This is a genomic window from Stenotrophomonas sp. GL_101 (assembly GCF_057835675.1).
This window is the reverse complement of sequence record NZ_CM174432.1, coordinates 2012625-2038006: the sequence shown is the minus strand read 5'-3', so window position 1 is coordinate 2038006 and position 25382 is coordinate 2012625. Positions and strand designations below refer to the sequence as shown.

General features: G+C 66.3%; 17 protein-coding genes. 4 read left to right on the top strand and 13 right to left on the bottom strand.

All coding sequences use genetic code 11. From position 1 onward, the window contains the following. Nucleotides 1-221 precede the first annotated feature (221 nt). The 8 genes from acnB to AC3IR9_RS09100 form a co-directional block, all read right to left on the bottom strand. Nucleotides 222-2807, bottom strand: coding sequence for a bifunctional aconitate hydratase 2/2-methylisocitrate dehydratase (gene acnB, locus AC3IR9_RS09135; protein ID WP_489295420.1), 2586 nt, complete (start codon nt 2805-2807; stop codon nt 222-224). Nucleotides 2808-2871: 64 nt separating this feature from the next. Beyond that, nucleotides 2872-3270 carry a type II toxin-antitoxin system VapC family toxin gene (locus AC3IR9_RS09130; RefSeq protein WP_489295419.1) on the bottom strand — a complete coding sequence of 133 codons (399 nt, stop codon included), beginning with the start codon at nt 3268-3270 and terminating at the stop codon, nt 2872-2874. Between the two features lie 7 nt (nt 3271-3277). Beyond that, nucleotides 3278-3502 (bottom strand): AbrB/MazE/SpoVT family DNA-binding domain-containing protein, encoded by a 225-nt coding sequence (locus AC3IR9_RS09125; RefSeq protein ID WP_489295418.1) that lies wholly within the window; start codon nt 3500-3502, stop codon nt 3278-3280. A 154-nt stretch (nt 3503-3656) separates the two neighbouring features. Then, on the bottom strand, nt 3657-5093 hold the full coding sequence (locus tag AC3IR9_RS09120) for an OprO/OprP family phosphate-selective porin (protein ID WP_489295417.1): 1437 nt from the start codon (nt 5091-5093) through the stop codon (nt 3657-3659). Between the two features lie 110 nt (nt 5094-5203). Then, the gene (locus AC3IR9_RS09115) at nt 5204-5980 is read right to left on the bottom strand and encodes an ABC transporter permease (protein WP_489295416.1); all 777 of its coding nucleotides are present in this window, start codon (nt 5978-5980) and stop codon (nt 5204-5206) included. Beyond that, a complete protein-coding gene (locus tag AC3IR9_RS09110) occupies nt 5964-6797 on the bottom strand; it encodes an ABC transporter ATP-binding protein (RefSeq protein ID WP_489295415.1) in 834 nt (277 codons plus the stop codon). Before AC3IR9_RS09110 ends, AC3IR9_RS09115 begins: the two co-directional genes overlap by 17 nt. A 14-nt stretch (nt 6798-6811) precedes the next feature. Further along, a complete protein-coding gene (locus AC3IR9_RS09105; protein ID WP_489295414.1) occupies nt 6812-7867 on the bottom strand; it encodes an ABC transporter substrate-binding protein in 1056 nt (351 codons plus the stop codon). A 67-nt stretch (nt 7868-7934) separates the two neighbouring features. Continuing rightward, a complete protein-coding gene (locus tag AC3IR9_RS09100) occupies nt 7935-9041 on the bottom strand; it encodes a 4-oxalomesaconate tautomerase (protein ID WP_489295413.1) in 1107 nt (368 codons plus the stop codon). 108 nt (nt 9042-9149) lie between these two features. Between AC3IR9_RS09100 and AC3IR9_RS09095 the strand changes: the two genes are divergently transcribed. The 4 genes from AC3IR9_RS09095 to rpfF all read left to right on the top strand — a co-directional run bounded on the left by AC3IR9_RS09095 (nt 9150) and on the right by rpfF (nt 16134). Further along, on the top strand, nt 9150-10052 hold the full coding sequence (locus AC3IR9_RS09095; protein WP_489295412.1) for a LysR family transcriptional regulator: 903 nt from the start codon (nt 9150-9152) through the stop codon (nt 10050-10052). A gap of 219 nt (nt 10053-10271) precedes the next feature. Then, nucleotides 10272-13025 carry an aconitate hydratase AcnA gene (gene acnA / locus AC3IR9_RS09090; RefSeq protein ID WP_489295411.1) on the top strand — a complete coding sequence of 918 codons (2754 nt, stop codon included), beginning with the start codon at nt 10272-10274 and terminating at the stop codon, nt 13023-13025. A 352-nt stretch (nt 13026-13377) separates the two neighbouring features. Next, nucleotides 13378-15060: a long-chain fatty acid--CoA ligase gene (locus AC3IR9_RS09085; protein ID WP_489295410.1), complete on the top strand. Its 1683-nt coding sequence runs from the start codon at nt 13378-13380 to the stop codon at nt 15058-15060. A 204-nt stretch (nt 15061-15264) separates the two neighbouring features. After that, nucleotides 15265-16134 (top strand): diffusible signal factor synthase RpfF, encoded by an 870-nt coding sequence (gene rpfF / locus AC3IR9_RS09080; protein ID WP_489295409.1) that lies wholly within the window; start codon nt 15265-15267, stop codon nt 16132-16134. Between the two features lie 13 nt (nt 16135-16147). On the opposite strand, the gene AC3IR9_RS09075 is transcribed toward rpfF, so the two are convergent. From AC3IR9_RS09075 to AC3IR9_RS09055, 5 genes are all read right to left on the bottom strand, one after another. Beyond that, nucleotides 16148-18319 carry a response regulator gene (locus AC3IR9_RS09075; protein WP_489295768.1) on the bottom strand — a complete coding sequence of 724 codons (2172 nt, stop codon included), beginning with the start codon at nt 18317-18319 and terminating at the stop codon, nt 16148-16150. 547 nt (nt 18320-18866) lie between these two features. Beyond that, the gene (gene rpfG, locus AC3IR9_RS09070) at nt 18867-20006 is read right to left on the bottom strand and encodes a cyclic di-GMP phosphodiesterase response regulator RpfG (RefSeq protein WP_489295408.1); all 1140 of its coding nucleotides are present in this window, start codon (nt 20004-20006) and stop codon (nt 18867-18869) included. Between the two features lie 198 nt (nt 20007-20204). Beyond that, a complete protein-coding gene (gene lysS, locus AC3IR9_RS09065) occupies nt 20205-21716 on the bottom strand; it encodes a lysine--tRNA ligase (RefSeq protein WP_489295407.1) in 1512 nt (503 codons plus the stop codon). A gap of 121 nt (nt 21717-21837) precedes the next feature. Then, nucleotides 21838-23481, bottom strand: coding sequence for an acetolactate synthase large subunit (locus AC3IR9_RS09060; protein WP_489295406.1), 1644 nt, complete (start codon nt 23479-23481; stop codon nt 21838-21840). Nucleotides 23482-23544: 63 nt separating this feature from the next. Continuing rightward, entirely contained in the window at nt 23545-24936 is a 1392-nt protein-coding gene (locus AC3IR9_RS09055; protein ID WP_489295405.1) for an NAD-dependent succinate-semialdehyde dehydrogenase, read from the bottom strand. Nucleotides 24937-25382: the final 446 nt, after the last annotated feature.

Sequence of the window (25382 nt, the reverse complement as noted above, 5' to 3'; positions counted from 1 at the left end):
CTACCACCTGCGCTGTCGCCCGCTGACACTGGTCCGCACCCGACAGCGTAGAGCCGACCGTTGGTCGGCTGCCGTTGGGTCACCCCGCTTATCACCTGCAGCCGACCAACGGTCGGCTCTACGCGGAAAGCAAAAACCCCGGTTCGCACCGGGGTTTTTGTATTCAGTCCATCGACCAACGGTCGATGGCTACCCGAGGCCGGGCAGCGCCCGGCAGCGGATCAGGCAGCGACCGTCCTGGCCACGTCCTGGTAATCCTCGATCTGGTCGAAGTTCATGTAGCGGTAGATGTCCTTGCTGCTGGCATCCAGCACGCCCACGTCGGCCATGTACTCGGCCTTGGTCGGAATGCGACCCAGGCGCGAACAGATCGCGGCCAGCTCGGCCGAGCCCAGGTACACGTTGGAGTTGCGGCCCAGGCGGTTGGGGAAGTTGCGGGTGGAGGTGGAGAACACCGTCGCGCCCTCGCGCACCTGCGCCTGGTTGCCCATGCACAGCGAGCAGCCCGGCATTTCCATGCGCGCGCCGGCGCTGCCGAAGGTGCCGTAATGGCCTTCCTTGGTCAGCTCGGCGGCATCCATCTTGGTCGGCGGGGCCACCCACAGCTTGGTCGGAATGTCGCGCTTGCCTTCCAGCAGCTTGGCCGCTGCACGGAAGTGACCGATGTTGGTCATGCACGAACCGATGAACACTTCATCGATGGCCGCACCGGCCACGTCCGACAGCGTCTTCACGTCATCCGGGTCGTTCGGGCAGGCCACGATCGGCTCGTGGATGTCGGCCAGGTCGATCTCGATGACAGCGGCGTATTCGGCGTCGGCATCCGGGGCCAGCAGCTCCGGGTTGGCCAGCCAGGCTTCCATCTTCTCGATGCGACGCGCCAGCGAACGGGCGTCCTGGTAACCCTCGGCGATCATCCACTTCAGCAGCGTGATGTTGCTGGTGAGGTATTCAATGATCGGCGCCTTGTCCAGGTGCACCGAGCAACCGGCGGCCGAACGTTCAGCCGAGGCATCGGACAGCTCGAAGGCCTGTTCGACCTTGAGGTTCGGCAGACCTTCGATTTCCAGGATACGGCCGGAGAAGATGTTCTGCTTGCCGGCCTTGGCCACGGTCAGCAGACCGGCCTTGATCGCGTACAGCGGGATCGCGTTGACCAGGTCACGCAGGGTCACGCCCGGCTGCATGGTGCCCTTGAAGCGCACCAGCACCGATTCGGGCATGTCCAGCGGCATCACCCCGGTGGCCGCGGCGAAGGCAACCAGGCCCGAGCCGGCCGGGAACGAAATGCCCACCGGGAAACGGGTGTGCGAGTCGCCACCGGTGCCGACGGTGTCGGGCAGCAGCATGCGGTTGAGCCAGCTGTGGATCACGCCGTCGCCCGGGCGCAGCGAGATGCCGCCACGGGTGGAGATGAATTCCGGCAGGGTGTGGTGGGTCTTGACGTCCACCGGCTTCGGGTAGGCCGCGGTGTGGCAGAACGACTGCATCACCAGGTCGGCCGAGAAGCCCAGGCAGGCCAGGTCCTTCAGCTCGTCGCGGGTCATCGGGCCGGTGGTGTCCTGCGAGCCCACCGAGGTCATCTTCGGTTCGCAGTAGGTGCCCGGACGCATGCCCTGGCCTTCGGCCAGGCCACAGGCGCGGCCGACCATCTTCTGTGCCAGCGAGAAGCCCTTGCCGGTGTCCGGCGGGTCCATCGGCAGGCGGAACAGATCGGTCGGGGCCAGGCCCAGCGCTTCGCGCGCCTTGGCGGTGAGGCCGCGGCCGATGATCAGCGGAATGCGGCCACCGGCGCGCACTTCGTCGAACAGCACGTCGGACTTGACCTTGAACTCGGCGATCACCGCGCCGTCCTTCAGGGCCTTGCCGTCGTACGGGCGCAGCTCGATCACATCGCCCATGTTCATCTGGGTCACGTCGAGCTCGATCGGCAGCGCGCCGGCATCTTCCATGGTGTTGTAGAAGATCGGCGCGATTTTCGAGCCCAGGCACACGCCGCCGAAGCGCTTGTTCGGAATGAACGGAATGTCTTCGCCGGTGAACCACAGCACCGAGTTGGTGGCCGACTTGCGGCTGGAACCGGTACCGACCACATCGCCCACATAGGCGACCAGGTGGCCCTTGTCCTTCAGCGACTCCAGGAACGTGATCGGGCCGCGCTTGCCGTCTTCTTCCGGCTCGATGCCATCGCGCTTGTTCTTCAGCATCGCCAGGGCGTGCAGCGGGATGTCCGGGCGGGTGGTGGCATCCGGCGCCGGCGACAGGTCGTCGGTGTTGGTTTCGCCGGTCACCTTGAGCACGGTGATGGTCAGGCTCTGCGGCACTTCCGGGCGGCTGGTGAACCATTCGGCATCGGCCCAGCTCTGCAGCACGCCCTGGGCGTTGGCATTGCCGGCCTTGGCCTTTTCCTGCACGTCGTGGAACGCATCGAACACCAGCAGGGTCTTCTTCAGCGCATCGGCGGCGATCGCGCCGACGGCGGCGTCGTCCAACAGCTGCACCAGCGGGGCGACGTTGTAACCGCCGAGCATGGTGCCCAGCAGTTCGGTGGCGCGCTCGCGGCTGATCAGCGGATTGACTTCGCTGCCCAGCGCGATCGCGGCCAGGTAGGAGGCCTTGACCTTGGCGGCATCATCGACGCCGGCCGGCACCCGGTGGGTGAGCAGGTCGAGCAGGAACGCGGCTTCGCCGGCCGGCGGGTTCTTCAGCAGTTCGATGACGTCGGCCGTCTGCTGGGCGCTCAGCGGCAGCGGCGGGATGCCAAGCGCGGCGCGCTCGGCTACGTGGTGGCGGTAGGCTTCCAACATGACAACTCCCGGGAAATTCTTTGAAAAGACTGCGGTTGAATACAGCGGTTTACGATGCTTGGGCTCAGGCTTGCGGCACGATCAGCTTCAGGCCCTTGAAGTAGTCGCGATAAAATTTGTCGTTCCAGGTGATCAGGCCGTCGCACTGCAGCAGTGCGTGCGAACCGACCATGAAATCGTCCAGGCCACGCTTGCCGGTGCCGCGCTGGCGATGACGGCGATGCATCTCCCCGGCGCGCAATGCGGACTTGGCTTCCAACGGGCTGAAATGGATGCCCATTTCCTCCAGCGCCTCCTGCACCTCGGCCCCGCCACGCAAGGCGGCGCATATCTCGGCCAGGACCACGCCGCAGACCACCACGCGCCCGCCCACCAGGCTTTGCCGCAGGCAGGCTTCCACTGCGTCGGCCTGCGGGCCGTTGCTGAGCAGCTCGATCAGAACCGGGGAATCGACGGCGATCATGCGCGGCTCATTTCTCGTCGCGGACCGCGTCGACGGCGGCCTGCGCCGAATCGAAGCCATCCAGGGCGAACTTGCCACGGGCGCGCGAGATCGCATCGTCCACGCTCTTGCGCAGGATGATCCGGCTGCCGTCCAGTTCGACTTTCAACTGGGTACCCTTGGTCAGGCCCAGCGCATCGCGGACCGCCTTGGGCAGGGTGATCTGTCCACGTTCTGCAACGGTCGCTTCCATGGGTACGCTCTCTTCGGTATGTACGAATTATACATACTTAAGTGCCCATACCGCCAGCATCTCCCCTGCCCGGCCCTGAACCGGGCGCGTTGCCTGCACCCTGCCCGCCCCGGCGGACGGCCGGCCAGTGCGGCCGGCCCCACGCCAGCCTGGCTCAGAACGCTATCTGCAGCCGGGTGTTGAAGGTCGTACCCGCATCCTTGCCCGGCGCTGTCCCGCTGCGGTTGTCGGTCTGCCAGCGGATCACATCGAACATCACCCGGCTGAAATCGTTCAGGTACCAGTTCGTGCCCAGCGTCCACGCATGGCCGGTGCCGCCGCTGGGCAGTTCGGTGTAATCCACGTCTTCATAGCGCGCCTTCAGTTCCCACGCGCCGGGGCCGCCGCCGGTGACCGGATCGGCCACCTTTACCCTGCCCCAGGTCCCGGCCTTGCCCGAGTAGGCCGGGGCCGCCCCGGCCAGGAACCAGCCGGTGGACACGGCCCAGGCCTGGTGGTCCAGGTCGTAGCGGCCGCGCGCATCGATGCCACGCAGGCTGCGCGTGCCCCACTCCGCCGTTGCCCACGCCGGACCGAAGAAGCCCGCCGCCTCCACGCCGTAGGCATTGCTGCGCTCGGCACCGGCCAGCGCACCCGGCGCGATCTTGACCAGATCGTTGAAGTGGCCGGCAATGGCCGAACTGCGCAGCACCCCGCTGGCCCCGGCGGCAATCTCTTCGTGGAAGGCCCAGGCACCCAGGTGCACGGTGGCGGCCTTGCTGGCCAGCGGGTTCCAGTGCACGCGGCTGGCCCAGGTGAGGCTGTCGTTGCCATCGCCGGTGTTGTTGAGGTCGTTGCCGGCCACCGACAGGCTTGCGTGCCAGTTGCGGCCGTACACCCGCTCGGTCAGCCCGACGCCGAACAGGCCGCGCTGCGGAAGCATCAGCGTGCCGACCACGTTGCGGTCCGGGAAGGGCGTATTGGAGGTGCTGCTGGAGCCGTCCAGGCCGCGGTCGTTGAGGCGGTTGCCCACGCTCAGGTCGGCGGCCAGGCCGAACAGCCGATGGTCGACCGTGGCGTACACCGACCTCCAGGCCACCGCGTTGTCGGCGAAGTCGCCTTCCACCGCCCAGCCGAGGGTGCCATAGCGGCCTTCCGCGCCCAGCCGCACCGAGCGGATTTCGGTCCCCGATATATTGCGCTCGCTTGAAGAGGCACCGTCGGTGCTGGAGCCGTCGACGAACAGGCGGCCGCGCGGACGGAATGCCACGTCGCCATCGGCGCTGGTGAACTCCGGGGCGCCCTTGGACCAGGACACCTTCGGCAGCGCGGACTGGCGCGATTCGAGCGCGGCCACACGGGTTTCCAACACGGGGGCGGCCGTACCCGAGGGCGGTGCGGCGGCGGTTGCCATGGCCGGTCCTTCCAGGGCGTCCAGACGTACCTGCAGCTGCTGGATCTGCTGCGCCTGCTGTTGCACCAGGGCGGTCAGTTCGGCCTGACTGAGGGGCGCCGGCGGCGAAGCGGCCTGGGCACCGGCATGGCCGCTGGCCAACAGCAGGCCGAGCGCGACCGTCAGCGCTGCACGCGGCAGCACGGGATGGGTATGCATGTCTTCTCTCCGGCCAGCCGGCCACCTGGCCCGGCGCTGGCCTGTTGCGTGATGCGGGGGATGGGTCGCGCGGCGTGCCGCCGGTCAGTCCGGCGGCACGCCAGCCAGGCTCAGCTGGTGGCCTGGCCCTGGGTGTTGGGACGCCAGGTGATCAGGCGGTTTTCGACCACGTCGAGCAGCGCATCGATGACCAGCACGAACGCGGCCAGGATCATGATGCCGGCGAACACGCCCACTGCATTGAAGTTGCCCTCGGCCTGCGCGATCAGGTACCCCAGGCCCGCCGAAGCGCCCAGGTACTCACCGATGATCGCGCCCACCACCGCAAAGCCCACCGAAGTGCGTAGCGAGGACAGGATCCAGCTCGCCGCCGCCGGGAAGTACACATGGCGCAGCAGGTCGCTGCGGCCCGCACCGAGGATGCGCGCATTGGCCAGCACCACCGGGTTCACTTCGCGCACGCCCTGCATGGCATTGAAGAACGTGGTGAAGAACACCAGCGTCACCGCCAGCGCCACCTTCGACCACAGGCCCAGCCCCAGCCAGAGCACGAAGATCGGTGCCAGTACCACGCGCGGGATCGCGTTGAAGCCCTTGATGAAGGGGTCCAGGATGCGCGCCGAGCGTCGGCTCAGGCCCAGCCACACCCCGCCGGCCACGCCCAGCGCGGTCCCGATCAGGTAGCCCAGCGCGGTCTCGGTCAGGGTGATGTAGACGTGCTGGTAGAACGAGGTATCGGACAACCACGTCCAGGCCTGCTGAAGGATCGCGCTCGGTGCCGGGAAGAAGAACGGGTCGATCAGGCCCAGTGCGATGCCGCCCTCCCAGCCGCCGAACACGGCGACCACCAGGGCCAGCTGGATGAACCGATCAGTCTTGGCGTGCATAGCTCTTCTCCACTTCGCCGCGCAGGCAAGCCCAGATGTCGCGGTACAGGTCGGTGAAACGTTGGTCGAGCTTGATCTCGGCAACGTTGCGCGGTCGCTCCAGATCCACGTCGAAACTGCGCACGACGCGGCTGGAAGGCCCCGAGGACAGCACCACCACGCGGTCGCCCAGCGCGATGGCCTCCTCCAGGTCATGGGTGATCAGGATCACCGAGCGGCGATCCTCCTGCCACAGGCGCAGCAGTTCGTTCTGCATCAGGTGGCGGGTGTGGATATCCAGTGCCGAGAACGGCTCGTCCATCAGCATCACCTTCGGCTCGACGATCAGCGCCTGCGCCATCTGCACGCGCTTGCGCTGGCCACCGGAAAGCTGGTGCGGGTAGCGGTGCTCGAAACCGGTCAGGCCGACCTTGGCCAGCCAGGCGTTGACCCTCTGCCGGCGCTCGGCTTCGGCCACGCCGCGGAAGCGCAGCCCCAGCTCCACGTTCTGGTAGGCGGTCTTCCAGGGCAGCAGTGCATCCTGCTGGAACAGATAGCCGACCGACTCCTGCACGCCATTGACCGGCCGCCCGTCGATGGCCACGTCGCCGGAGGTCGGGGTCAACAGCCCCGCCACGGAGTTGAGGACGGTGCTCTTGCCGCAACCGGTGGGACCGACGATGGCGAGGAACTCACCGTCGGCGACCTGGATGTCGACATCGCGCACGGCGGTGAACTCGCCGAAGGACATGGTCACCTTGTTGATGGCGACCATGGTCTGTGCAGGTTCCAGCTGCGGCGCGCCGTTGAGGTGGCGCACGCTGGCATTGAGGGCCATGGGATTACCTCCGCTTAACGTTGGGCCGCCTTCGTCGTGGCGCTGGCGCGCTCGACGAAGGCGTTGGTGTAGGTCTTGGACAGGTCGATGTCGGTGTTGGCGACATCCTTGTTGAACTCGCGCAGTACCTTCAGCGGCGTTTCCAGGTCGGCCGGGGTGAAGTGCCCATCGGTGGTGAAGATGGCGCGGGCATTCTCCACCGCACGGGCGTAGGTGGCGCGGTCGCCGGAGACATAGCTGTCCGGCAATGCCGCAACGATGTCCTCGGCGCTGTTGTCGGCGATGAACTTCAGCGCCATCTGCTCGGCGCGGGCGATCTTTTCGGCCGCCTGCGGGCGCTTGTCGAGGAAACTGCGGTTGGCATACATCACCGAGGTCGGGTACAGGCCGCCGTAGACCTGCCGCGCCCCTTCATCACTGCGTGCATCGAGGATGATCCGGCCGACCTTGCGCTCGGTGATGAGCGTGGCGGCCGGATCATAGTTGACCAGCAGGTCGATCTTGCCCTGCTCCAGCGCCGCCACCGCCGCCGCGCCCGAGCCCACGCCGATCAGCGAGATGCTGTCGACCGGGATGTCATGCTGGGCCAGGAAATGGCGCACGAAGAAGTCCGAGGACGAGCCCGGCGCGGTGATGCCGACCTTCTGCCCCTTGATGGTCGCCGGCCTGGCCGGATCGAAGGTGGTGCCGTCACGCCCGGCCATCACCAGGCCCGAGTTGCGCGACAGCAGCACGAAGGCGACCACGTCCTTGTTCTTGGCCTGCATCTGGATGGTGTGGTCGTAGAAGCCCACGGCCACGTCGGTAGAGTTGGCCACCAGCGCCTGCAGCACTTTCGAGCCGCCCTGGGCGAAGTTCTCGGTCTGGACCTTCAGGCCGACCTGGTCGAAGTAGCCGTTGGCATCGGCGATGAAGAACGGCAGGTTGTTGAGGTTGTAGGAGCCCACGCTGATGCGGACCGGCTCGCTGTCGCCACCGTTGGCAGCGGTGCCGTCGGCGCCGCCCTTGCCGCAACCGGCCATGGCCAGGGTTGCCGCGACCAGCGCGGCGGTGAAGAAGTGCTTGTACATCTATCCCTCCCAGGATGTGGAGCGTTCTTGTTCTGTTTCTGTTGGGTCGGCCGTGTCCTGGCTCAGGTCATGCCGCCGATATCCATGCGGCAGCGTCGGTGGAAAGGGGCGTGGTGGCGAACACCCGGCCTTCGAACAACCGGCGTGCGGTACGGACCACGCTGGCGACGATCGGGGCGTTCTCCGAACTGCGGCTCAAGCCCACGTCCAGGGCACCGCTCGGATGTTCGAGAGTAATCCGGCCGGGCATCGGCACACACCCGACAAAAGTGTTGGCCAGCGTGCCCGCCGTGGCCGCCGCGGTGGCGATACCCACCCCGCCGGTGATCGCCAGCGCCGTATGGCACTGGTGGGGCATGAAGTAGCGCACCTGCAGGTGCCCGCCGTGTTGCGGTGCAGAAAGCAGCACCGGCTTGGGAATGACTTTGCTGCCGGCATCGGCGATGCCCATCCGCGCACCGGCCTGGACACGGATCGCCTCGATCTTCTGCAGCAGGGCGGGGTTCGCATTCAGTTCGGCCGCCGATTCCCCGCCCTGCACGCCCAGGTCCAGCGCGCGGATCATCACCATCGGCATCGCGCAATCGACCAGGCTCACGGTGACGCCATCGATCTGCTCCATGGCCTGCCCGGTCGGCAGCAGGTGCCCGGTGCGCGACCCGGCGGCATCCAGGAACGCCAGCTGCACCGGCGCGGCGACGCCGGGCGCGCCGGCAATGTGGGTGTCGCCGCGATACACCACCTGGCCGCCCGGGGTTTCCACCGTGGCCACGATCAGCTTGCCGGTGTTGACGTTGTGGATGCGCACCTCGGTGCGTGGGTGGCGGGCCTTCACCAGCCCGCTCTCGATGGCGTAGGGCCCCACCGCCGCGAGCATGTTGCCGCAGTTCGGCGAGGTATCCACGACCTGCTGCTCCACCCGGACCTGGGCGAACAGATAGTCCACATCCGCATCGGGGCGGCTGGCGGTATCGATGATGGCGACCTTGCTGGTGAGCGCGTTGCCGCCGCCGATGCCATCGATCTGCAAGGGATGACCCGAGCCCATCACCTCCAGCAACAGGCGATCGCGCGCGGCGATGTCGGCCGGCAGGTCGGTGGCCAGGAAAAACGGCCCTTTGGAGGTGCCGCCGCGCATGAGCACGCAGGGAATGCTGGGGAGATCGTTGGACATACGTGTGATAGATTGATGCGTATTGAGGATCAATATCCCCCGGTGATTCGATACTGGCATGACACGGATTAATCTGTGAATTGCTGTTTTTTGGATGATTAATACCAAATGAGCATCAATTGCGAGATCCTCGACCTGCGCGCGTTCCTGCTGGTGGCCGAGACACGCAGCTTCCACCGCGCTGCCGAAGCCCTGCACGTGTCCCAGCCCGCGCTGAGCCGGCGTATCCAGAAACTGGAGCAGGCGGTGGGTTCACCGCTGCTGGAGCGCACCACCCGCAGCGTCAGCACTACCGCCGTGGGCGAGAACCTGCTGCCGCTGGTGCGGCGCATGCTGGAGGAGTTCGATGGCTCGCTGTTTTCGCTGCGCGGAAGCGATGACAGCCGCGGCGCCACGGTCACCATCGCCTGCCTGCCCACGGCCGCGTTCTACTTCCTGCCCAGCGTCATGGCACGCTTCCACGAAGCGCACCCCAACGTGCGCTTCCGCATCCTGGATATTCCCGCCATCGAAGGCCTGCAGGCGGTGGAGCGCGGCGAGGTCGAGTTCGGCATCAACTTCATGGGCGCCAACGATCCCAACCTGGATTTCGACGTGCTTGCCGAAGACCCCTTCGTGCTGGCCTGCCGCCGCGACCATCCGCTGGCCAGGAAGCGCAAGGTGGAGTGGTCCGACCTGGCCCGGCACCAGCTGATCACCGTGCACCGCACCAGCGGCAACCGCACGCTGCTCGATGGTGCACTGGCGCGGGAGAACCTGAAACTGAGCTGGCACTACGAAGTCACCCACCTGTCCACCTCCCTGGGCATGGTGGAAGCGGGCATCGGCGTGTCGGTCCTGCCGAAGATGGCCACCCCCGACGGGGAGCACCCCACCCTGGTCACCCGCCCGATCGGCAACCCGGTGGTGTCGCGCACCATCGGCATCGTGCGCCGTCGCGGCGCGCTGCTCTCGCCCAGTGCCGAGCGTTTCCTGCAGATGCTGATGAGCCGGTGGCGCGGCAAGCCGTGACCGGGGCAGCGCCGGGGGGCGGTTGCATTTTCCGGCCATGTCGATGACATCCACGCTACATGCACCTGTGTAACCTTGCGTCCCATGCCAGACCTGCCTTGGAGCGGCACCGGATCCTTCATACTGGAGGCGATCCGGAGCTTCAGGGCCACCGGCAAACGCAAGCAGGCCTGCCTCGGGCGGGCCAATGCAAGCCATCCGCAAGAGGAGTCATCCCACATGAGCGATTCGTTCTCCACCCGTAGCCAGCTGGACGTCGGCGGCACGACCTTCGACTACTTCAGCCTGCCCAAGCTCGGGCAGCAGTTCGACATCTCCCACCTGCCCTATTCGATGAAGATCCTGCTGGAGAATCTGCTCCGGCATGAGGACGGCGGCGCCACCGTCGGCCGCGACCACATCGAAGCGGTGGCCCGGTGGAATCCGAAGGCCGAGCCGGACATCGAAATCGCCTTCATGCCCGCACGCGTGGTGCTGCAGGATTTCACCGGCGTGCCCTGCGTGGTCGACCTGGCCGCGATGCGCGATGCGGTGGTCAAGCTCGGCGGCCGCCCGGAGCAGATCAACCCGCAGATTCCCTCCGAACTGGTCATCGACCACTCGGTGCAGGTGGATGTGTTCGGCACCCCGGACGCGCTGGACCTCAACGGCAAGATCGAATTCCAGCGCAACCAGGAGCGCTACGGCTTCCTGCGCTGGGGCCAGAAGGCCTTCGACAACTTCAAGGTGGTTCCGCCCAACACCGGCATCGTCCACCAGGTCAACCTGGAGAACCTGGCCCGGGTGGTGATGACCGCCGACAAGGACGGCCGGGCGGTCGCCTACCCCGACACCGTGTTCGGCACCGACAGCCACACCACCATGATCAATGGCATCGGCGTGCTCGGTTGGGGCGTGGGCGGCATCGAAGCGGAAGCGGCGATGCTGGGCCAGCCCTCCTCGATGCTGATCCCGCAGGTGGTCGGCTTCAAGCTCACCGGCAAGCTGCCCGAAGGCGCTACCGCCACCGACCTGGTGCTCACCGTCACCCAGCAGCTGCGCAAGCACGGCGTGGTCGGCAAGTTCGTCGAGTTCTTCGGTGAAGGCCTGCAGCACCTGCCGCTGGCCGACCGCGCCACGATCGGCAACATGGCCCCCGAGTACGGTGCCACCTGCGGCATCTTCCCGATCGACAACGAATCGCTGAACTACCTGCGCCTGTCCGGCCGCAGCGAGGCGCAGATCGCCCTGGTGGAGGCCTATGCCAAGGCCCAGGGCCTGTGGCACGACGCGCAGACCGCGCACGCCAGCTACAGCGCCACGCTGGAACTGGACATGGCCACGGTCAAGCCGTCGCTGGCCGGTCCCAAGCGCCCGCAGGACCGCGTACTGCTCGAAGACGTTAAGCAGAACTACCGCGACAACCTCGGCGGGCTCATCACCAACCGCGACAAGCGTACCGACGATGTCTCCAAGTTCGTCAACGAAGGCGGTGGTGCGGCCGTTGGCAACGAGCAGCTGGCGCGTGGCTATGCCGATATCGAGGTGGACGGCCAGCGCTTCCGGCTGAAGGATGGCGCGGTGGTGATCGCCGCGATCACCTCGTGCACCAACACCTCCAACCCGGCGGTGATGATCGGTGCCGGCCTGCTCGCCCGCAATGCCGCGGCCAAGGGCCTGGACCGCAAGCCGTGGGTGAAGACCTCGCTCGGCCCAGGTTCGCGCGTGGTCACCGACTATCTCGAAAAGGCCGGTGTGCTCACCGAGCTGGAGAAGATCGGCTTCTACGTGGTCGGCTACGGCTGCACCACCTGCATCGGCAACTCCGGCCCGCTGCCTACCGAAGTCAGCGCCGGCATCGCCAGCGGCGACCTGGTGGTGACCTCGGTGTTGTCGGGCAACCGCAACTTCGAGGGCCGCGTGCACCCCGAAGTAAAGATGAACTACCTGGCCAGCCCGCCGCTGGTGGTGGCCTATGCCATCGCCGGTACCACCGACATCGACCTGACCACCGAGCCGCTGGGCAACGACCCCGACGGCAACCCGGTCTACCTGCGCGACATCTGGCCGACCAACAAGGAAATCGGCGACGTCATCGCCGCCACCATCGGGCCGGAGATGTTCAAGCAGAACTATGCCGACGTGTTCAAGGGCGACACCCGCTGGAACACCATCCAGTCGCCCGACGGCGACCTGTACGCCTGGGATGGCAACTCGACCTACATCAAGAACCCGCCCTACTTCGACGGCATGACCATGCAGGTCGGGCACATCGACGACGTGCATGGCGCGCGGGTGATGGGTCTGTTCGGCGATTCGATCACCACCGACCATATCTCCCCGGCCGGCAACATCAAGAAGGATTCGCCGGCAGGCCGCTTCCTGCAGGAACGCGGCGTGCAGCCGGCCGACTTCAACAGCTACGGCAGCCGCCGCGGCAACGATGACGTCATGGTCCGCGGCACCTTCGCCAACATCCGCATCAAGAACCTGATGTTCGGCGGCGAAGAAGGCGGCAACACGCTGTACTTCCCCACCGACGGCAGCCAGCCGCAGAAGCTGGCCATCTACGACGCGGCCATGAAGTACAAGGCCGACGGCGTTCCGCTGGTGGTGTTCGCCGGCAAGGAATACGGTACCGGTTCGTCGCGTGACTGGGCGGCCAAGGGCACCAACCTGCTCGGCGTCAAGGCCGTGATTACCGAAAGCTTCGAACGCATCCACCGCTCCAACCTGGTGGGCATGGGCGTGCTGCCGCTGCAGTTCAAGGCCGGCGAGAATGCACAGAGCCTGGGCCTGGATGGCTCGGAGCGTATCGACATCACCGGCTTGAACGACGGTGCCAGCAAGACCGCCACGGTCACCGCAAGCAAGACCGACGGCACCACCAAGACCTTCCAGGTGCACGTGATGCTGCTCACCCCGAAGGAAGTGGAGTACTTCAAGCACGGCGGCCTGCTGCAGTACGTGCTGCGGCAGTTGGCCGGCCGGTAGGCACCGAGCGTTGGTCGGGGTGGCCGTCAATGCGCCCCGATCAACCGCTACGGCGTCGCGATCAACCACAGCGGCGTCACGACCAACCACCGCCGCGTCACGACCAACCACAACGGCGTCACGACCAACGGTCGTGACCTACCCGGGGATGTGCCGTCGGCAGGGGCAGCCGTTGGCGCAGGTGCCAATCGGCAGGCGCCGACCGATGGTCGGGGCGGTAGGCAACAGCGGCCGCGCGCCGTTTTCACACCCCCTTCGCGTTTTCCATTCGGAACGGTATGCTGCCGGGACGTGAACTGACGGATACTCTCTGTCATCGCGTCATTTCATCAACGATTCCTGGAGGGGGAATATGAGTCTGGAACGACCCTGGCTGCAGAGTTATCCCGCCGGCGTACCCGCCGAAATCGACGTCAACGAGTTCGCTTCGGTCTCCGCCGTGTTCGACACCTCGGTGGCCAAGTACCGCGACCGTCCCGCCTACTCCAGCTTCGGCAAGCAGCTCACCTACGGCCAGACCGATGCCCTGGTCGAGCAGTTCGCTGCCTACCTGCTCGGTGAGCTGCAGCTGAAAAAGGGCGATCGCGTCGCCCTGATGATGCCCAACTGCCTGCAGTACCCGGTGGCCACCTTCGGCGTGCTGCGTGCCGGCCTGACCGTGGTCAACGTCAACCCGCTGTATACCGCCCGCGAACTCAAACACCAGCTGGTGGATTCCGGTGCGGCCGTGCTGGTGGTGGTCGACAACTTCGGCGACACCGTCCAGCAGGTCCTCGCCGACACCCCCATCAAGCAGGTGATCACCACCGGCCTGGGCGACATGCTCGGTGCCAAGGGCGTGCTGGTGAACTTCGTACTGAAGTACATCAAGAAGATGGTGCCCAACTACACCATCCGTGGTGCGGTGCGCTTCAACCAGGCGCTCAAGCTGGGCAGCGCCCACACCCTGCCCAAAGTGGAGATCGACCACGACGACGTCGCCTTCCTGCAGTACACCGGTGGCACCACCGGCGTGGCCAAGGGGGCGATGCTGACCAACCGCAACCTGATCGCCAACATGCAGCAGGCCTCGGCATGGTTGTCCACCTCGGGCATCGAGCCGGGCAAGGAAGTGATCATCACCGCCCTGCCGCTTTACCACATCTTCGCGCTGACCGCGAACGGGCTGGTCTTCATGAAGTTCGGTGGCTGCAACCACCTGATCACCAATCCACGCGACATGAAGGGCTTCGTCAAGGAACTCAAGGCGACCCGCTTCACCGCCATCACCGGGGTCAACACGCTGTTCAACGGCCTGCTCAATACACCGGGCTTCGAGGAAATCGACTTCTCCTCGGTCAAGTTCACCCTTGGCGGTGGCATGGCCGTGCAGCGCGCGGTGGCCGAGCGCTGGAAGAAGGCCACCGGGGTAACCCTGGTGGAGGCCTATGGCCTGACCGAGACCTCGCCGGCGGCCTGCATCAATCCGCTCAACCTGGCCGAGTACAACGGCGCGATCGGCCTGCCGATCCCGTCCACCGACGCCTGCGTGAAGGATGACGACGGCAAGACCCTGACCCCGGGCGAAGTGGGCGAACTGTGCATCAAGGGCCCGCAGGTGATGAAGGGCTACTGGCAGCGTCCGGAAGAAACCGCCCAGGCGATCGATGCCGAGGGCTGGTTGCACACCGGTGACATGGCGCGCATGGATGAGCAGGGCTTCTTCTTCATCGTGGACCGCAAGAAGGACATGATCCTGGTGTCCGGCTTCAACGTGTACCCCAACGAAGTGGAAGACGTCATCGCGATGATGCCCGGCGTGCTTGAGGTCGCCGCGGTGGGCGTGCCGGACGAGAAGTCCGGTGAAGTGGTCAAGGTGGTCATCGTCAAGAAGGACCCCAACCTGACTGCCGAGATGGTCAAGGAACATGCGCGCGCCAACCTGACCGGCTACAAGCACCCCCGAATCGTTGAATTCCGAAAGGAACTGCCGAAAACCAACGTCGGCAAGATCCTGCGACGGGAGCTGCGGGACGCTCCGCCCCCCGCCGCATAAGGCTTTCACGCCCCCGAACGACCCAAGGCCCCTGCCGGCGACGGCAGGGGCCTTTTGCGTTCCGGAACACACCGGGCCGGACCGGCGCTTGCAGGCGGTTCACATCCCGCGCATAGAATCACTCGCCGCCGCACGCTCAGCTCCCTCCCCCCTTCATTCTCCGTCCGCTCTGCGGTGGGCCGGACGGTCCCACGGAGAACTCCCATGTCTGCAGTCCATCCCTTTGCCCCCCGCCCACAGCTGCACCCGACCCTGCGCATCACCGAAGAGCCGCAGCGCGACGTGTACTGGATCCACATGCACGCCAACCTGGTCAACCAACCGGGGCGCCCGTGCTTCGCCTCGCGCCTGGTGGACGACATCGTCGGTTACCAGCGCGAGCTGGGGGAGCGCCTGAGCATTTCCCATGCGCTGTCGCCGCACGTGGTGCTGGCCTCGGACAGCGATGTGTTCAACCTCGGCGGCGACCTGGAACTGTTCTGCCGCCTGATCCGCGACGGTGATCGCCCGCGTCTGCTCGACTATGCCCAGCGCTGCGTGCGTGGCGTGCACGCCTTCCATGCCGGCCTGGGCGTGCGTGCGCACAGCATCGCCCTGGTGCAGGGCAACGCCCTCGGCGGCGGCTTCGAGGCGGCCTTGAGCTGCCACACCATCGTGGCCGAGGAAGGCGTCCTGATGGGCCTGCCGGAGGTGCTGTTCGACCTGTTCCCCGGCATGGGCGCGTATTCCTTCATGTGCCAGCGGATCAGCCCGCGCCTGGCCGAGAAGATCATGCTCGAGGGCAACCTCTACAGCGCCCGCCAGTTGTTCGACATGGGTCTGGTCGACGTGGTGGTCCCGGCCGGTGAAGGCGTGGCCGCGGTCGAACAGGTGATCAAGGACAGCAAGCGCATCCCGCACGCGTGGGCGGCCATGCGCGAGGTCAACGAGGTGGCCACGATGGTGCCCTTGCACGAGATGATGCGGATCACCGAAATCTGGGTCGATACGGCGATGCAGCTGGGTGAGAAGTCGCTGCGGACCATGGATCGCCTGGTCCGCGCGCAGGGACGGCGGAGCGGCGACGCCGGCTGATCCGGCGTCGTGGTCAGGAGGGCGTGCACTCGCCGCCGTCCTGCTGTCGCTGGGCGACAGCACGGGCGTCGAGTGCCTTCCTTCCCTGGCGCAGGGCGTTGGCCAGGTGCGCGCTGCGTGCGCTCCACTCGGCCTTGAGCTGCCAGTCGGGCATGCGCATCAGTTCGCCACCGCCACTGGCCACCTGGACCAGGCCCAGATTGCTGGCCACCCCGCGCAGCGCGTGGGCGTGTTCACGCAGCGGGTCCCAGCCCTGGGTTTCACCGGCACGCTGCAGGCGCAGCATGCAGTCGTCGAGGTCATTCAGGCACTGCGCCACGAACTGCTGTTCAAAGCCATCGCCCATGCCCAATGCCGCCAGCTCGTCCAGTACCGCAGGATCGAGCGCACCGGCGATGACCGGTGCCGCCGGCACCGACGGGAGGCCCGGCTCGGTGCGGATGTTGGCGGCCACGTCGGCCAGGATGTCCAGCAGCCGGGTCGCCACCACCGGCTTGGCCAGGAACGCACGTGCCCCGGCCTGCTCGCACCGCAGGATCGAATCGGGGGTGACATCGGCACTGAGTACCATCACCGGCAGGTAGGGCATGCCGCTGGCCTGCATCACCCGCAACTGTTTGAGCAGGTCCAGCCCGCTCATGCCCGGCATGTGCAGGTCGACGATGGCGGTATCGAAATCGGCCTGCTCCAGCAGGTCCAGCACCTGCTCGCCCCCGTTCACGCAGAACACCTTGTGCCCCGCCTTTTCCAGCAGGCGCTGCAGCACCATGCGGTTGGCTTCGTGGTCATCGGCCACCAGGATGCGCAGGCTGCGCACCCGTGCCCGATGGCGCAGGAACGGATTGGAGAAGGCGATGACGTTGCCGCTTTCGGCGGTGTCGGCGGCCAGCACCGGGGTGGTCGCCACATCCAGCGCGATTTCCACCCAGAACAGGCTGCCCCGGGTCGTACTGGGCGCATACCCGATGCGCCCGCCCATCGATTCCACCAGGCCCTTGGCGATCGTGGTGCCCAGGCCGGTACCTTCATGCCGGCGCGACAAGCCGACGTCGGCCTGCTCGAATGCATCGAACAGGCGCTCGCGCAGCGCCGGCGGCACGCCGATACCGCTGTCGAGGATTTCAAAGCGCAGCATCACCCGCTCACCGCCCTGCCCCTCCAGCACCGACACCCGCAACTGCACGAACCCGGCGTCGGTGAATTTCACCGCATTGCCCATCAGGTTCAACAGGATCTGCTGCAGGTGCCCGGCATCGCCGTACAGGCGCGGCGGCACCTGTTCGTCCACGACCACGCGGTAGTCCAGCGCCTTGGTCCGCGCCTGCGGGGTGAGAATCAGGTTGATCGCCTGCAGCACATCGGCCAGGGCGAACTCATGCCGCTCCACCCGTACCTTGCCGGCTTCGATCGCCGAGATGTCCAGCACTTCCTCCACCAGCGCCAACAGGCTGCGGGCCGAGGCCTGGATGGTGTTGAGGCACTCCCGCTGCTCCTCATCCAACCGCGTGGTGGCCAGCACCTCGGTCATCCCGGCCAGGCCATTCAACGGGGTGCGGAACTCATGGCTCATGTTGGCCAGGAAGCGGCTCTTGGCTTCATTGGCCTGGCGCGCCTCGGCCACTGCGCGGGTCAGGGCGTGCAGCAGCGAGTCGAAGTACAGCGGGATCGCGCCCAGCCCCAGCAGCAGGCCCCACGCCAGGTAGCTGTGCTGCTGCCAGTAGGGCGACAACGTAATGGTGCACAGGAAGGCCAGGCACCCCATCGCGGTGGCCACGCGCAGGTAGCTGCTGCCATAGCGCATGCCGTTGCCGATGGTGACCCACAGGCACACCGCATACAGCGGCGCGGCCGGCTCGCCCTGGATGGTCATGATCAGCCCCATGCAGGAGTAGTCGGTGACCATGCCGATCACCCGCCGCACGTGCGACACCCCTGGCTGCACCAGCATGGCGGCCAGCAGGCCGGCCGAGACCGTCAGCTCGAAGGCCAGGATCAGCCAGGTGGCCAGCAGCGTATCGCCGTGGTTTTCCAGGTAGCGCCAGCCCAGGTAGACGATGAACAGCGTGGTGATCGCCAGGCGGATCAGGTTCTGCGCATGCTCGCTGTCAGGACGCCCGGAAAGGCGCCGCTTGGCCCGGGCCAGCAGGTGGCCCTTGGCAACATTGCCCTGCGGGATATCGTTCATGGTCGTCGGTCGCATGCGTCGGCGCAGCAGGGTCGAGCAGCACAGCGGCACCGCCGCCAACCCCAGCCACAGGTAGAAAGCCAGTCTGCCATTGGCCACCCAGTAGGGCGTCAACAGCGCGGTTGCACCAAAACTGAGCATGGCCAGCACGATCGCGGCGGCCAGGTAGCGGTTGCCATAACGCAGGCCGTTGCCGACCGTCACCCACATCACCACGGCGTACACCCAGCCCAGCGGCTCGCCCATCTGGATCATGCCCAGGGCGATCAGGCCATAGTCGGCCAGCATGCCCACCACCCGCCGCAGGTCGGAGCGTTGTGGGCGCCACAGCAGCCAGCCAAACAACCCCAACGACATCACCAGGCCCACCACCGCGGTGACCAGGACGTCGTGGTACTGGGTGGTCAGCAGGTGGTTGCGCGCGCCGGTGAGCAGCACGTACAGCAGAATCAGCGAGATCAGCGCCACCCGCACGGTGGCCTGGCCGTGCTCGGTATCCGGACGTTGCGCCAGGCGACGCTTCAGCCACGGGTACAGGGGCCGCACCTCACATCCCCGGTCGGGAGGAAGCCGTCGAATGCTGCGCACAGATCTCGTCCAGCTGCTCGCGTCCCTTCAACAGTGCGTCCACGCAACGCGGATCGAACAACCGGCCGCGCTGGGCGTAAAGGTAGGCAAGCGTGGCTTCCATCGTCCACGCTTCCTTGTAGGGGCGTGGCGAGATCAGTGCATCGAACACATCGGCGACCGCCACGATCCGCGCTTCCAGCGGAATCGCATCGCCGATCAGGCCATCGGGGTAGCCGCTGCCGTCGTAACGTTCGTGGTGGCGCAGCGCGATCAGCGCACCAATCTGGATGAAGCGGTTCTGGCTGCCACTCAGCAGCTCATAGCCGATACGCGGGTGCCGGCGCATGATCACCAGCTCCTCTTCGTTGAGCTTGCCCTGCTTGAGCAGCACCGCATCGGGAATGGCGATCTTGCCCATGTCATGCAGCGGCGCGGCCATCTCGATCAGCTTGCACTCTTCCTCGGGCAGGCCGAGCTGTTCGGCGATCAACCCGGCCACGTGCGCCATCCGCTCCAGATAGGCACTGGTGCCGGCATCACGGAACTCGATCGCACGCGCCAGCCGCGACAACGTTTCGCGTTCGCGCTCTTCCACTTCGTGCATGCTGGCCAGCAGCCGCTGCTCCAGCGACAACGCGCGCTGTTTGACCGTCTCCGATTGTTGTCGCAACTGCAGCAGGTTGTAGCAGCGCGCGCGCAGTTCGCGCGGACGGATCGGCTTGACCAGGAAATCGATCACGCCCGCTTCCAACGCGGCCTGGCGGATCGGCTCATCGCCCACCACGGTAATCAGGATCACCGGGATGTCCCGATGCTTGGGCAGCCGGCGGAAGCGACGGGCGAATTCCAGGCCGTCCATCTCCGGCATGCGGTAGTCGAGCAGCAACAGATCCACCGGGTGCGATTCGCACCAGGCCAGCGCGGTCAGCGGATCGCCGAAGTCACGCACGCTCAGTTCCGGCGCGATGTCCTCGATGACATGACGCAGCATGGTGCGCGCGGATGTCTGATCATCGACGATGACAATATTCAAGGCTGCTTCCGCCGTCTTTCTGGACCACACTGGAACATGCTGCGGAAAAGAGATTCCGCCACTCTGCACACTGGCACCTTGCATGGATCCGCCTCCCGTCGTGATCGCCCGGTTCATGATCGTAGTCACAGTGTGATGCCGATGTCATGCATCCCCCTGGACCGACCATGGTGCGTGGCCACCCTTGCGACGACTGGAAAGACCACGTGGAAACGATACGCGCGCGGCCATGCCAGCGGAACCCCGGCCGGGCTGCCCAACGCGGACAGCCGGACCTACGTCTCAGTTTTCGGGGCGCATGTAGGGGAACAGCAGTACATCACGAATCGAACTGCTGCCGGTGAGCAGCATCACCAAACGGTCGATGCCGATGCCCAGGCCGCCGGTCGGGGCCATGCCATACTCCAGCGCACGGATGTAATCGGCATCGTAGTGCATGGCCTCGTCGTCACCACCGTCCTTGGCCGTGACCTGCGCCTGGAAGCGCGCGGCCTGGTCTTCGGGGTCGTTCAGCTCGGAGAAGCCGTTGGCCAGCTCCTTGCCATTGATGAACAGCTCGAAGCGATCGGTGTAACCGGGCTGGTCATCATTGGCACGCGCCAGCGGCGAGACTTCGACCGGGTGATCGGTGATGAAGGTCGGCTGGATCAGGGTGTGCTCGACGGTAGCTTCAAAGATCTCCAGCAGCAGCTTGCCCCAGCCGTAGGACGGCTTGATCCGGATCTTCAGGCGCTCGCAATGCGCGGCCAGCGCGTCGCGGTCGGTGCAGTCGGCCGCACTGATCTGCGGGTTGTGGTGGCGCACCGCCTCATCCATCCGCCAGCGGCGGAAGGCCGGGGCCAGGTCGATGCTGGCACCGTCCCAGTCCACCGTGGTGGTGCCCAGCACCTGGCTGGCCACGTCGCGGATCACCCCTTCGGTCAGGTCCATTACTTCGTTGTACGTGGCGTAGGCCTCGTACAACTCCATCATGGTGAACTCGGGGTTGTGGCGGGTGCTGACGCCTTCGTTGCGGAAGTTGCGGTTGATCTCGTACACGCGCTCCAGGCCACCCACGACCAGGCGCTTGAGGTACAACTCCGGTGCCACGCGCAGGTACAGGTCCAGGTCCAGCGCGTTGTGGTGGGTGGTGAACGGCTTGGCCGTGGCGCCGCCGGGGATGTAATGCATCATCGGCGTTTCGACTTCCAGGAAGTCGCGGTTGTCCAGCCACGAACGCATCGCGCGGATGATCCGCGAGCGCTTGATGAACACCTCGCGTGCTTCCGGGGTGACAATCAGGTCGACGTAGCGCTGGCGGTAGCGCTGCTCCACGTCCGACAGGCCATGCCACTTGTCCGGCAGCGGGCGCAGCGACTTGGTCAGCAGGCGGATGCTGGTGGCCTTGACCGACAGTTCGCCGGTCCTGGTGCGGGTCAGGCTGCCTTCGACGGCGATGATGTCGCCCACGTCCCAACCCTTGAAGGCGGTGTAGGCATCGCCCAGGGTATTGCCCTGCAGGAACAGCTGGATACGGCCGGACTCGTCCTGGATCTGGGCGAAGCTGGCCTTGCCCATCACCCGCTTGGCCATCAGCCGGCCGGCCATCCGCACCGAACGGTCGGCGGCCTCGAGGGCCTCGGCGGTCCACTGCCCGGCATCGACGAATTCCGTCTGCAGCTGGCCGGCGAAGTGCTCGCGACGGAAGTCGTTCGGGTACGCGATCCCCTGCCCACGCAATGCGTTGAGTTTCTCGCGACGCTCGGCGATCAACTTGTTTTCGTCAACGGGGGGGGTATCGGTAGCTTCGCTCATGGATCTGCGGGAATCGTGTAGTGAGGGGGGGGGTAATACGCCGGGCACAGCCGGCCCAACAGCATACCAAAACCACCCTGCCGCAGCCGGGCCAGAGCGGCCCGGCTGCGCCCCGCACGCCTCAGCCGGCCACGGGCGGGAACGCCTGGCGCAGCTCCTCCACCAACACCCGCTGGTTCTCCGAATAGTCGATGGGCACCGACACCAGGTGCACCCCACCTTCGTTGAACGCCGCTTCCAGGGTCGGGATGAACTGTTCGATGGCGGTCACCGCATGGCCCTTGCAGCCATAGGCCTGTGCATAGGTGACGAAGTCCGGGTTGCCGAAGGTCATGCCGTAGTCGGCGAAGCCATCCACCGCCTGCTTCCAGCGGATCATGCCGTAGGCACCGTCGTTGACGATCAGCACCACCAGGTTCAGGCCCAGCCGGCGGGCGGTTTCCAGCTCCTGGCTGTTCATCATGAAGCCGCCGTCGCCGCACACCGCCAGCACCCGTCGCTGCGGATACAGGATCGAGGCCATGATCGCCGACGGCAGGCCGGCGCCCATCGTCGCCAGCGCGTTGTCCAGCAGCAGGGTGTTGGCGACCTGGGTACGGTAGTTGCGCGCGAACCAGATCTTGTACATGCCGTTGTCCAGCGCCACGATGCCGTCCGGCGGCATCACCCGGCGCACGTCGTGCACCAGCCGCTGCGGGGTAAAGGCGGCCTCCTCGGCGCGGTCGCCGAGGTGCTCCAGGATCGTCGCGCGCAGCGGAAGCAGCGCATCGGCATGGGCCACCCGGCCCTCGATGCGGTCGGCCAGCAGGGTCAGCGAGCGGCCGATATCGCCGATCACTTCGACCTGCGGGAAGTACACCTGCTCCACCGCCGCCTGCGAGTAACCGATATGAATCACCGTCGGCCCGCCCGGGTGCATCACGAACGGCGGTTTTTCGGTGACCTCATGGCCGACGGTGACGATCACGTCGGCCTGGTCGATGGCCATGTGCACGTAATCGCGTTCGCTCAACGCCGCGGTGCCCATGTACAGGCCCGACCCACCGGTCACCGCGCCCTTGCCCATCTGCGTGGTGACAAACGGGATGCCGGCACGCAGCACGAAGGCCGACAGCGCCTCGCTCGACTGCGGCCGCGATGCCGCCGAGGCGATCATCAACAGCGGCCGCTGGGCGTTGCGGATGATCTCTGCGGCGCGCTCCAGCGCCTCGGGACTGGCGATCGGCCGGTCGACCGGGTGCGGCGGGATCAGCGCCACGTCCTCCACCTCCATCGCCGCGATGTCCTCGGGCAGTTCCAGCAGCACCGGGCCCGGGCGTTCCTCCTGCGCGGTGCGGAACGCCTCGCGCACGATGGTCGGAATGGTGCGCGCCGAGACGATCTGCCGCGCGGACTTGGTCAGCGGCTTCATCGTGGCGACGATGTCCACGATCTGGAAACGTGCCTGCTTGCTGGCGACGATGCCCTTCTGCCCGGTGATCATGATCACCGGCCAGGCACCGAGCAGGGCATAGGCCGCACCGGTGGTGAAGTTGAGCGCACCCGGGCCGAGCGTGGCCAGGCACACCCCCGGCTTGCCAGTCAGGCGGCCATAGGTGGCGGCCATGAATACCGCGGCCTGCTCATGGCGGGTGATGACCAGTTCGATGCTGGAATGGCGGAGCGACTCGACGACGTCGAGGTTCTCCTCACCGGGAATGCCAAAAATACGCTCGACGCCCTCGTTTTCGAGTGCGGCGACGAGCAGATCGGAACCCTTGGACATGGAATGACGTCCTTCTCGCTGGAAGTGGTGATGAAGCGTTGCAGATAAGGGCAAGGACCGGCGTCAACGACGGTCGAACCACACCGTCTGCGCGTTGACGAACTCGCGGATACCGAAGTGCGACAGTTCGCGACCGAAGCCGCTCTTCTTCACCCCACCGATCGGCACGCGCGGATCGGAGGCAGAGAAGCCATTGACGAACACACCCCCGGTCTGCAGCCGGCGCGCCAGCTGCTTGGCGCGCTCATGGTCGCCACTCCACAGGTTGCCACTGAGGCCGAATTCACTCTGGTTGGCCAGTTCCACCGCGTGATCGGCGTCGCGGGCGCGGGTGATCGAGGCCACCGGACCGAAGGTCTCGGTATCGAAGGCCTGCATGCCCGGTGTAACGTCGGCCAGCACGGTCGGCGCGTAGAAGCTGCCGGCGCGATCCAGCTGCTGGCCGCCGGCCAGCAATCGGGCACCGGCATCAACGGATGCCCGCACCTGTGCATCGAGCTGTTCCAGCAGATCCTGGCGCGCGATCGGGCCGATGCGGCTGCCGGCCTCGCGGCCGTCACCGACGGTCAGCGCCTGCACCCGCTCGCAGAACAGCGTCACGAAGCGGTCGTAGACCGACGCCTCGACGATGATGCGCTTGCCGGCGATGCAGACCTGCCCGGCGTTCTGGAAGCGTGAGGCGATGGCCGCATCGGCCGCGGCCTCCAGGTCGGCATCGGCCAGCACGATGAACGGGTCCGAGCCGCCCAGTTCCAGCACCACCTTCTTCAGCGCCTGCCCGGCCTGGGCGGCGATGCTGCGGCCAGCGGCCACGCTGCCGGTCAGGGTCACCGCGGCGATGCGGTCATCGGCGATGGCCGCACTGGTGCCTTCGCGACTGATGTTGGCGGCGATGAAGGTGCCCGCCGGCAGTCCCGCGTCGCGCCAGGCGGCATCGAGCAGCTTGGCGGTGCCCACGATGTTCTCCGCCGGCTTGAGCAGGAAGCCGTTGCCGCCCATCAGGATCGGCACCGCCGCACGCATCACCTGCCAGTACGGGAAGTTCCACGGCATGATGCCCAACACCACGCCCAGCGGCAGATAGGACACATAGGCCTTGTTGTCGGCCACCGGGGTTGCCTCGTCGCGCAGCCACTGCGCGCCGTTGTCGGCATACCACTCGCACAGCACGGCGCACTTTTCGATCTCGGCCAGCGCTTCGACCTGGACCTTGCCCATCTCGGCGGTGGCCAGTGCCGCCAGCGTCTCGCGATCGCGGCGCAGCACCGCGGCCATCGACCGCAGCACGCCGGCACGCTGCTCCAGCGACTGTGCACTCCAGGCAGCGAAGCCCTCGCGACCGCGATCCAGGATCGCGCCCAGCTCGGCCTCGTTGATGAAGGGGTGGCTGGCGATCTGCTGGCCGGTAGCCGGATCGCGTGAGATGGCGGCGGTTACGGTGGGGGAAGCGGACATGCGGTTCTCCTGTCGTCTCGACAACGGACCGGTGGCCCGTTTCCTTACAGGAATGTGGGCCCGTTGCCCCCAGACAACAAGGCGTCTGCTTATCCTGTGACTGTCAGTTACCTGTCTGAATGGGCCCAAAGCTGGCTTCCTGTGGGATGGCGGGGCGGGTCCGGTTGCGGGGGGCGCCGTAAATACGTCCTTGTAGGCTTGGTCGCCGCATCCATGCGGCTCACACCCCCGCAACCGGACCCACCCCGCCTTCGACAGATTTCCGCGACTTTCAGTAGAGCCACGCCACGCACGGATCGCTTTCTAAATTCGATTTCCAATCCATTCGAGAATTCTGAATTTGAAGCGAAGAGCAGCCGAGCGACGCTCGGCTCTACGACAGACCGCGCGGAGAACTGTCGAAGGCGGGGCACTGTGGGTTTGCGGGGTGTGAGCGCCATGGATGG

Coding starts and splice junctions, on each gene's coding strand:
- acnB (WP_489295420.1), bottom strand. CDS start 2,807: ATGTTGGAAGCCTACCGCCACCACGTAGCCGAGCGCGCCGCGCTTGGC.
- AC3IR9_RS09130 (WP_489295419.1), bottom strand. CDS start 3,270: ATGATCGCCGTCGATTCCCCGGTTCTGATCGAGCTGCTCAGCAACGGC.
- AC3IR9_RS09125 (WP_489295418.1), bottom strand. CDS start 3,502: ATGGAAGCGACCGTTGCAGAACGTGGACAGATCACCCTGCCCAAGGCG.
- AC3IR9_RS09120 (WP_489295417.1), bottom strand. CDS start 5,093: ATGCATACCCATCCCGTGCTGCCGCGTGCAGCGCTGACGGTCGCGCTC.
- AC3IR9_RS09115 (WP_489295416.1), bottom strand. CDS start 5,980: ATGCACGCCAAGACTGATCGGTTCATCCAGCTGGCCCTGGTGGTCGCC.
- AC3IR9_RS09110 (WP_489295415.1), bottom strand. CDS start 6,797: ATGGCCCTCAATGCCAGCGTGCGCCACCTCAACGGCGCGCCGCAGCTG.
- AC3IR9_RS09105 (WP_489295414.1), bottom strand. CDS start 7,867: ATGTACAAGCACTTCTTCACCGCCGCGCTGGTCGCGGCAACCCTGGCC.
- AC3IR9_RS09100 (WP_489295413.1), bottom strand. CDS start 9,041: ATGTCCAACGATCTCCCCAGCATTCCCTGCGTGCTCATGCGCGGCGGC.
- AC3IR9_RS09095 (WP_489295412.1), top strand. CDS start 9,150: ATGAGCATCAATTGCGAGATCCTCGACCTGCGCGCGTTCCTGCTGGTG.
- acnA (WP_489295411.1), top strand. CDS start 10,272: ATGAGCGATTCGTTCTCCACCCGTAGCCAGCTGGACGTCGGCGGCACG.
- AC3IR9_RS09085 (WP_489295410.1), top strand. CDS start 13,378: ATGAGTCTGGAACGACCCTGGCTGCAGAGTTATCCCGCCGGCGTACCC.
- rpfF (WP_489295409.1), top strand. CDS start 15,265: ATGTCTGCAGTCCATCCCTTTGCCCCCCGCCCACAGCTGCACCCGACC.
- AC3IR9_RS09075 (WP_489295768.1), bottom strand. CDS start 18,319: ATGAACGATATCCCGCAGGGCAATGTTGCCAAGGGCCACCTGCTGGCC.
- rpfG (WP_489295408.1), bottom strand. CDS start 20,006: ATGCAAGGTGCCAGTGTGCAGAGTGGCGGAATCTCTTTTCCGCAGCAT.
- lysS (WP_489295407.1), bottom strand. CDS start 21,716: ATGAGCGAAGCTACCGATACCCCCCCCGTTGACGAAAACAAGTTGATC.
- AC3IR9_RS09060 (WP_489295406.1), bottom strand. CDS start 23,481: ATGTCCAAGGGTTCCGATCTGCTCGTCGCCGCACTCGAAAACGAGGGC.
- AC3IR9_RS09055 (WP_489295405.1), bottom strand. CDS start 24,936: ATGTCCGCTTCCCCCACCGTAACCGCCGCCATCTCACGCGATCCGGCT.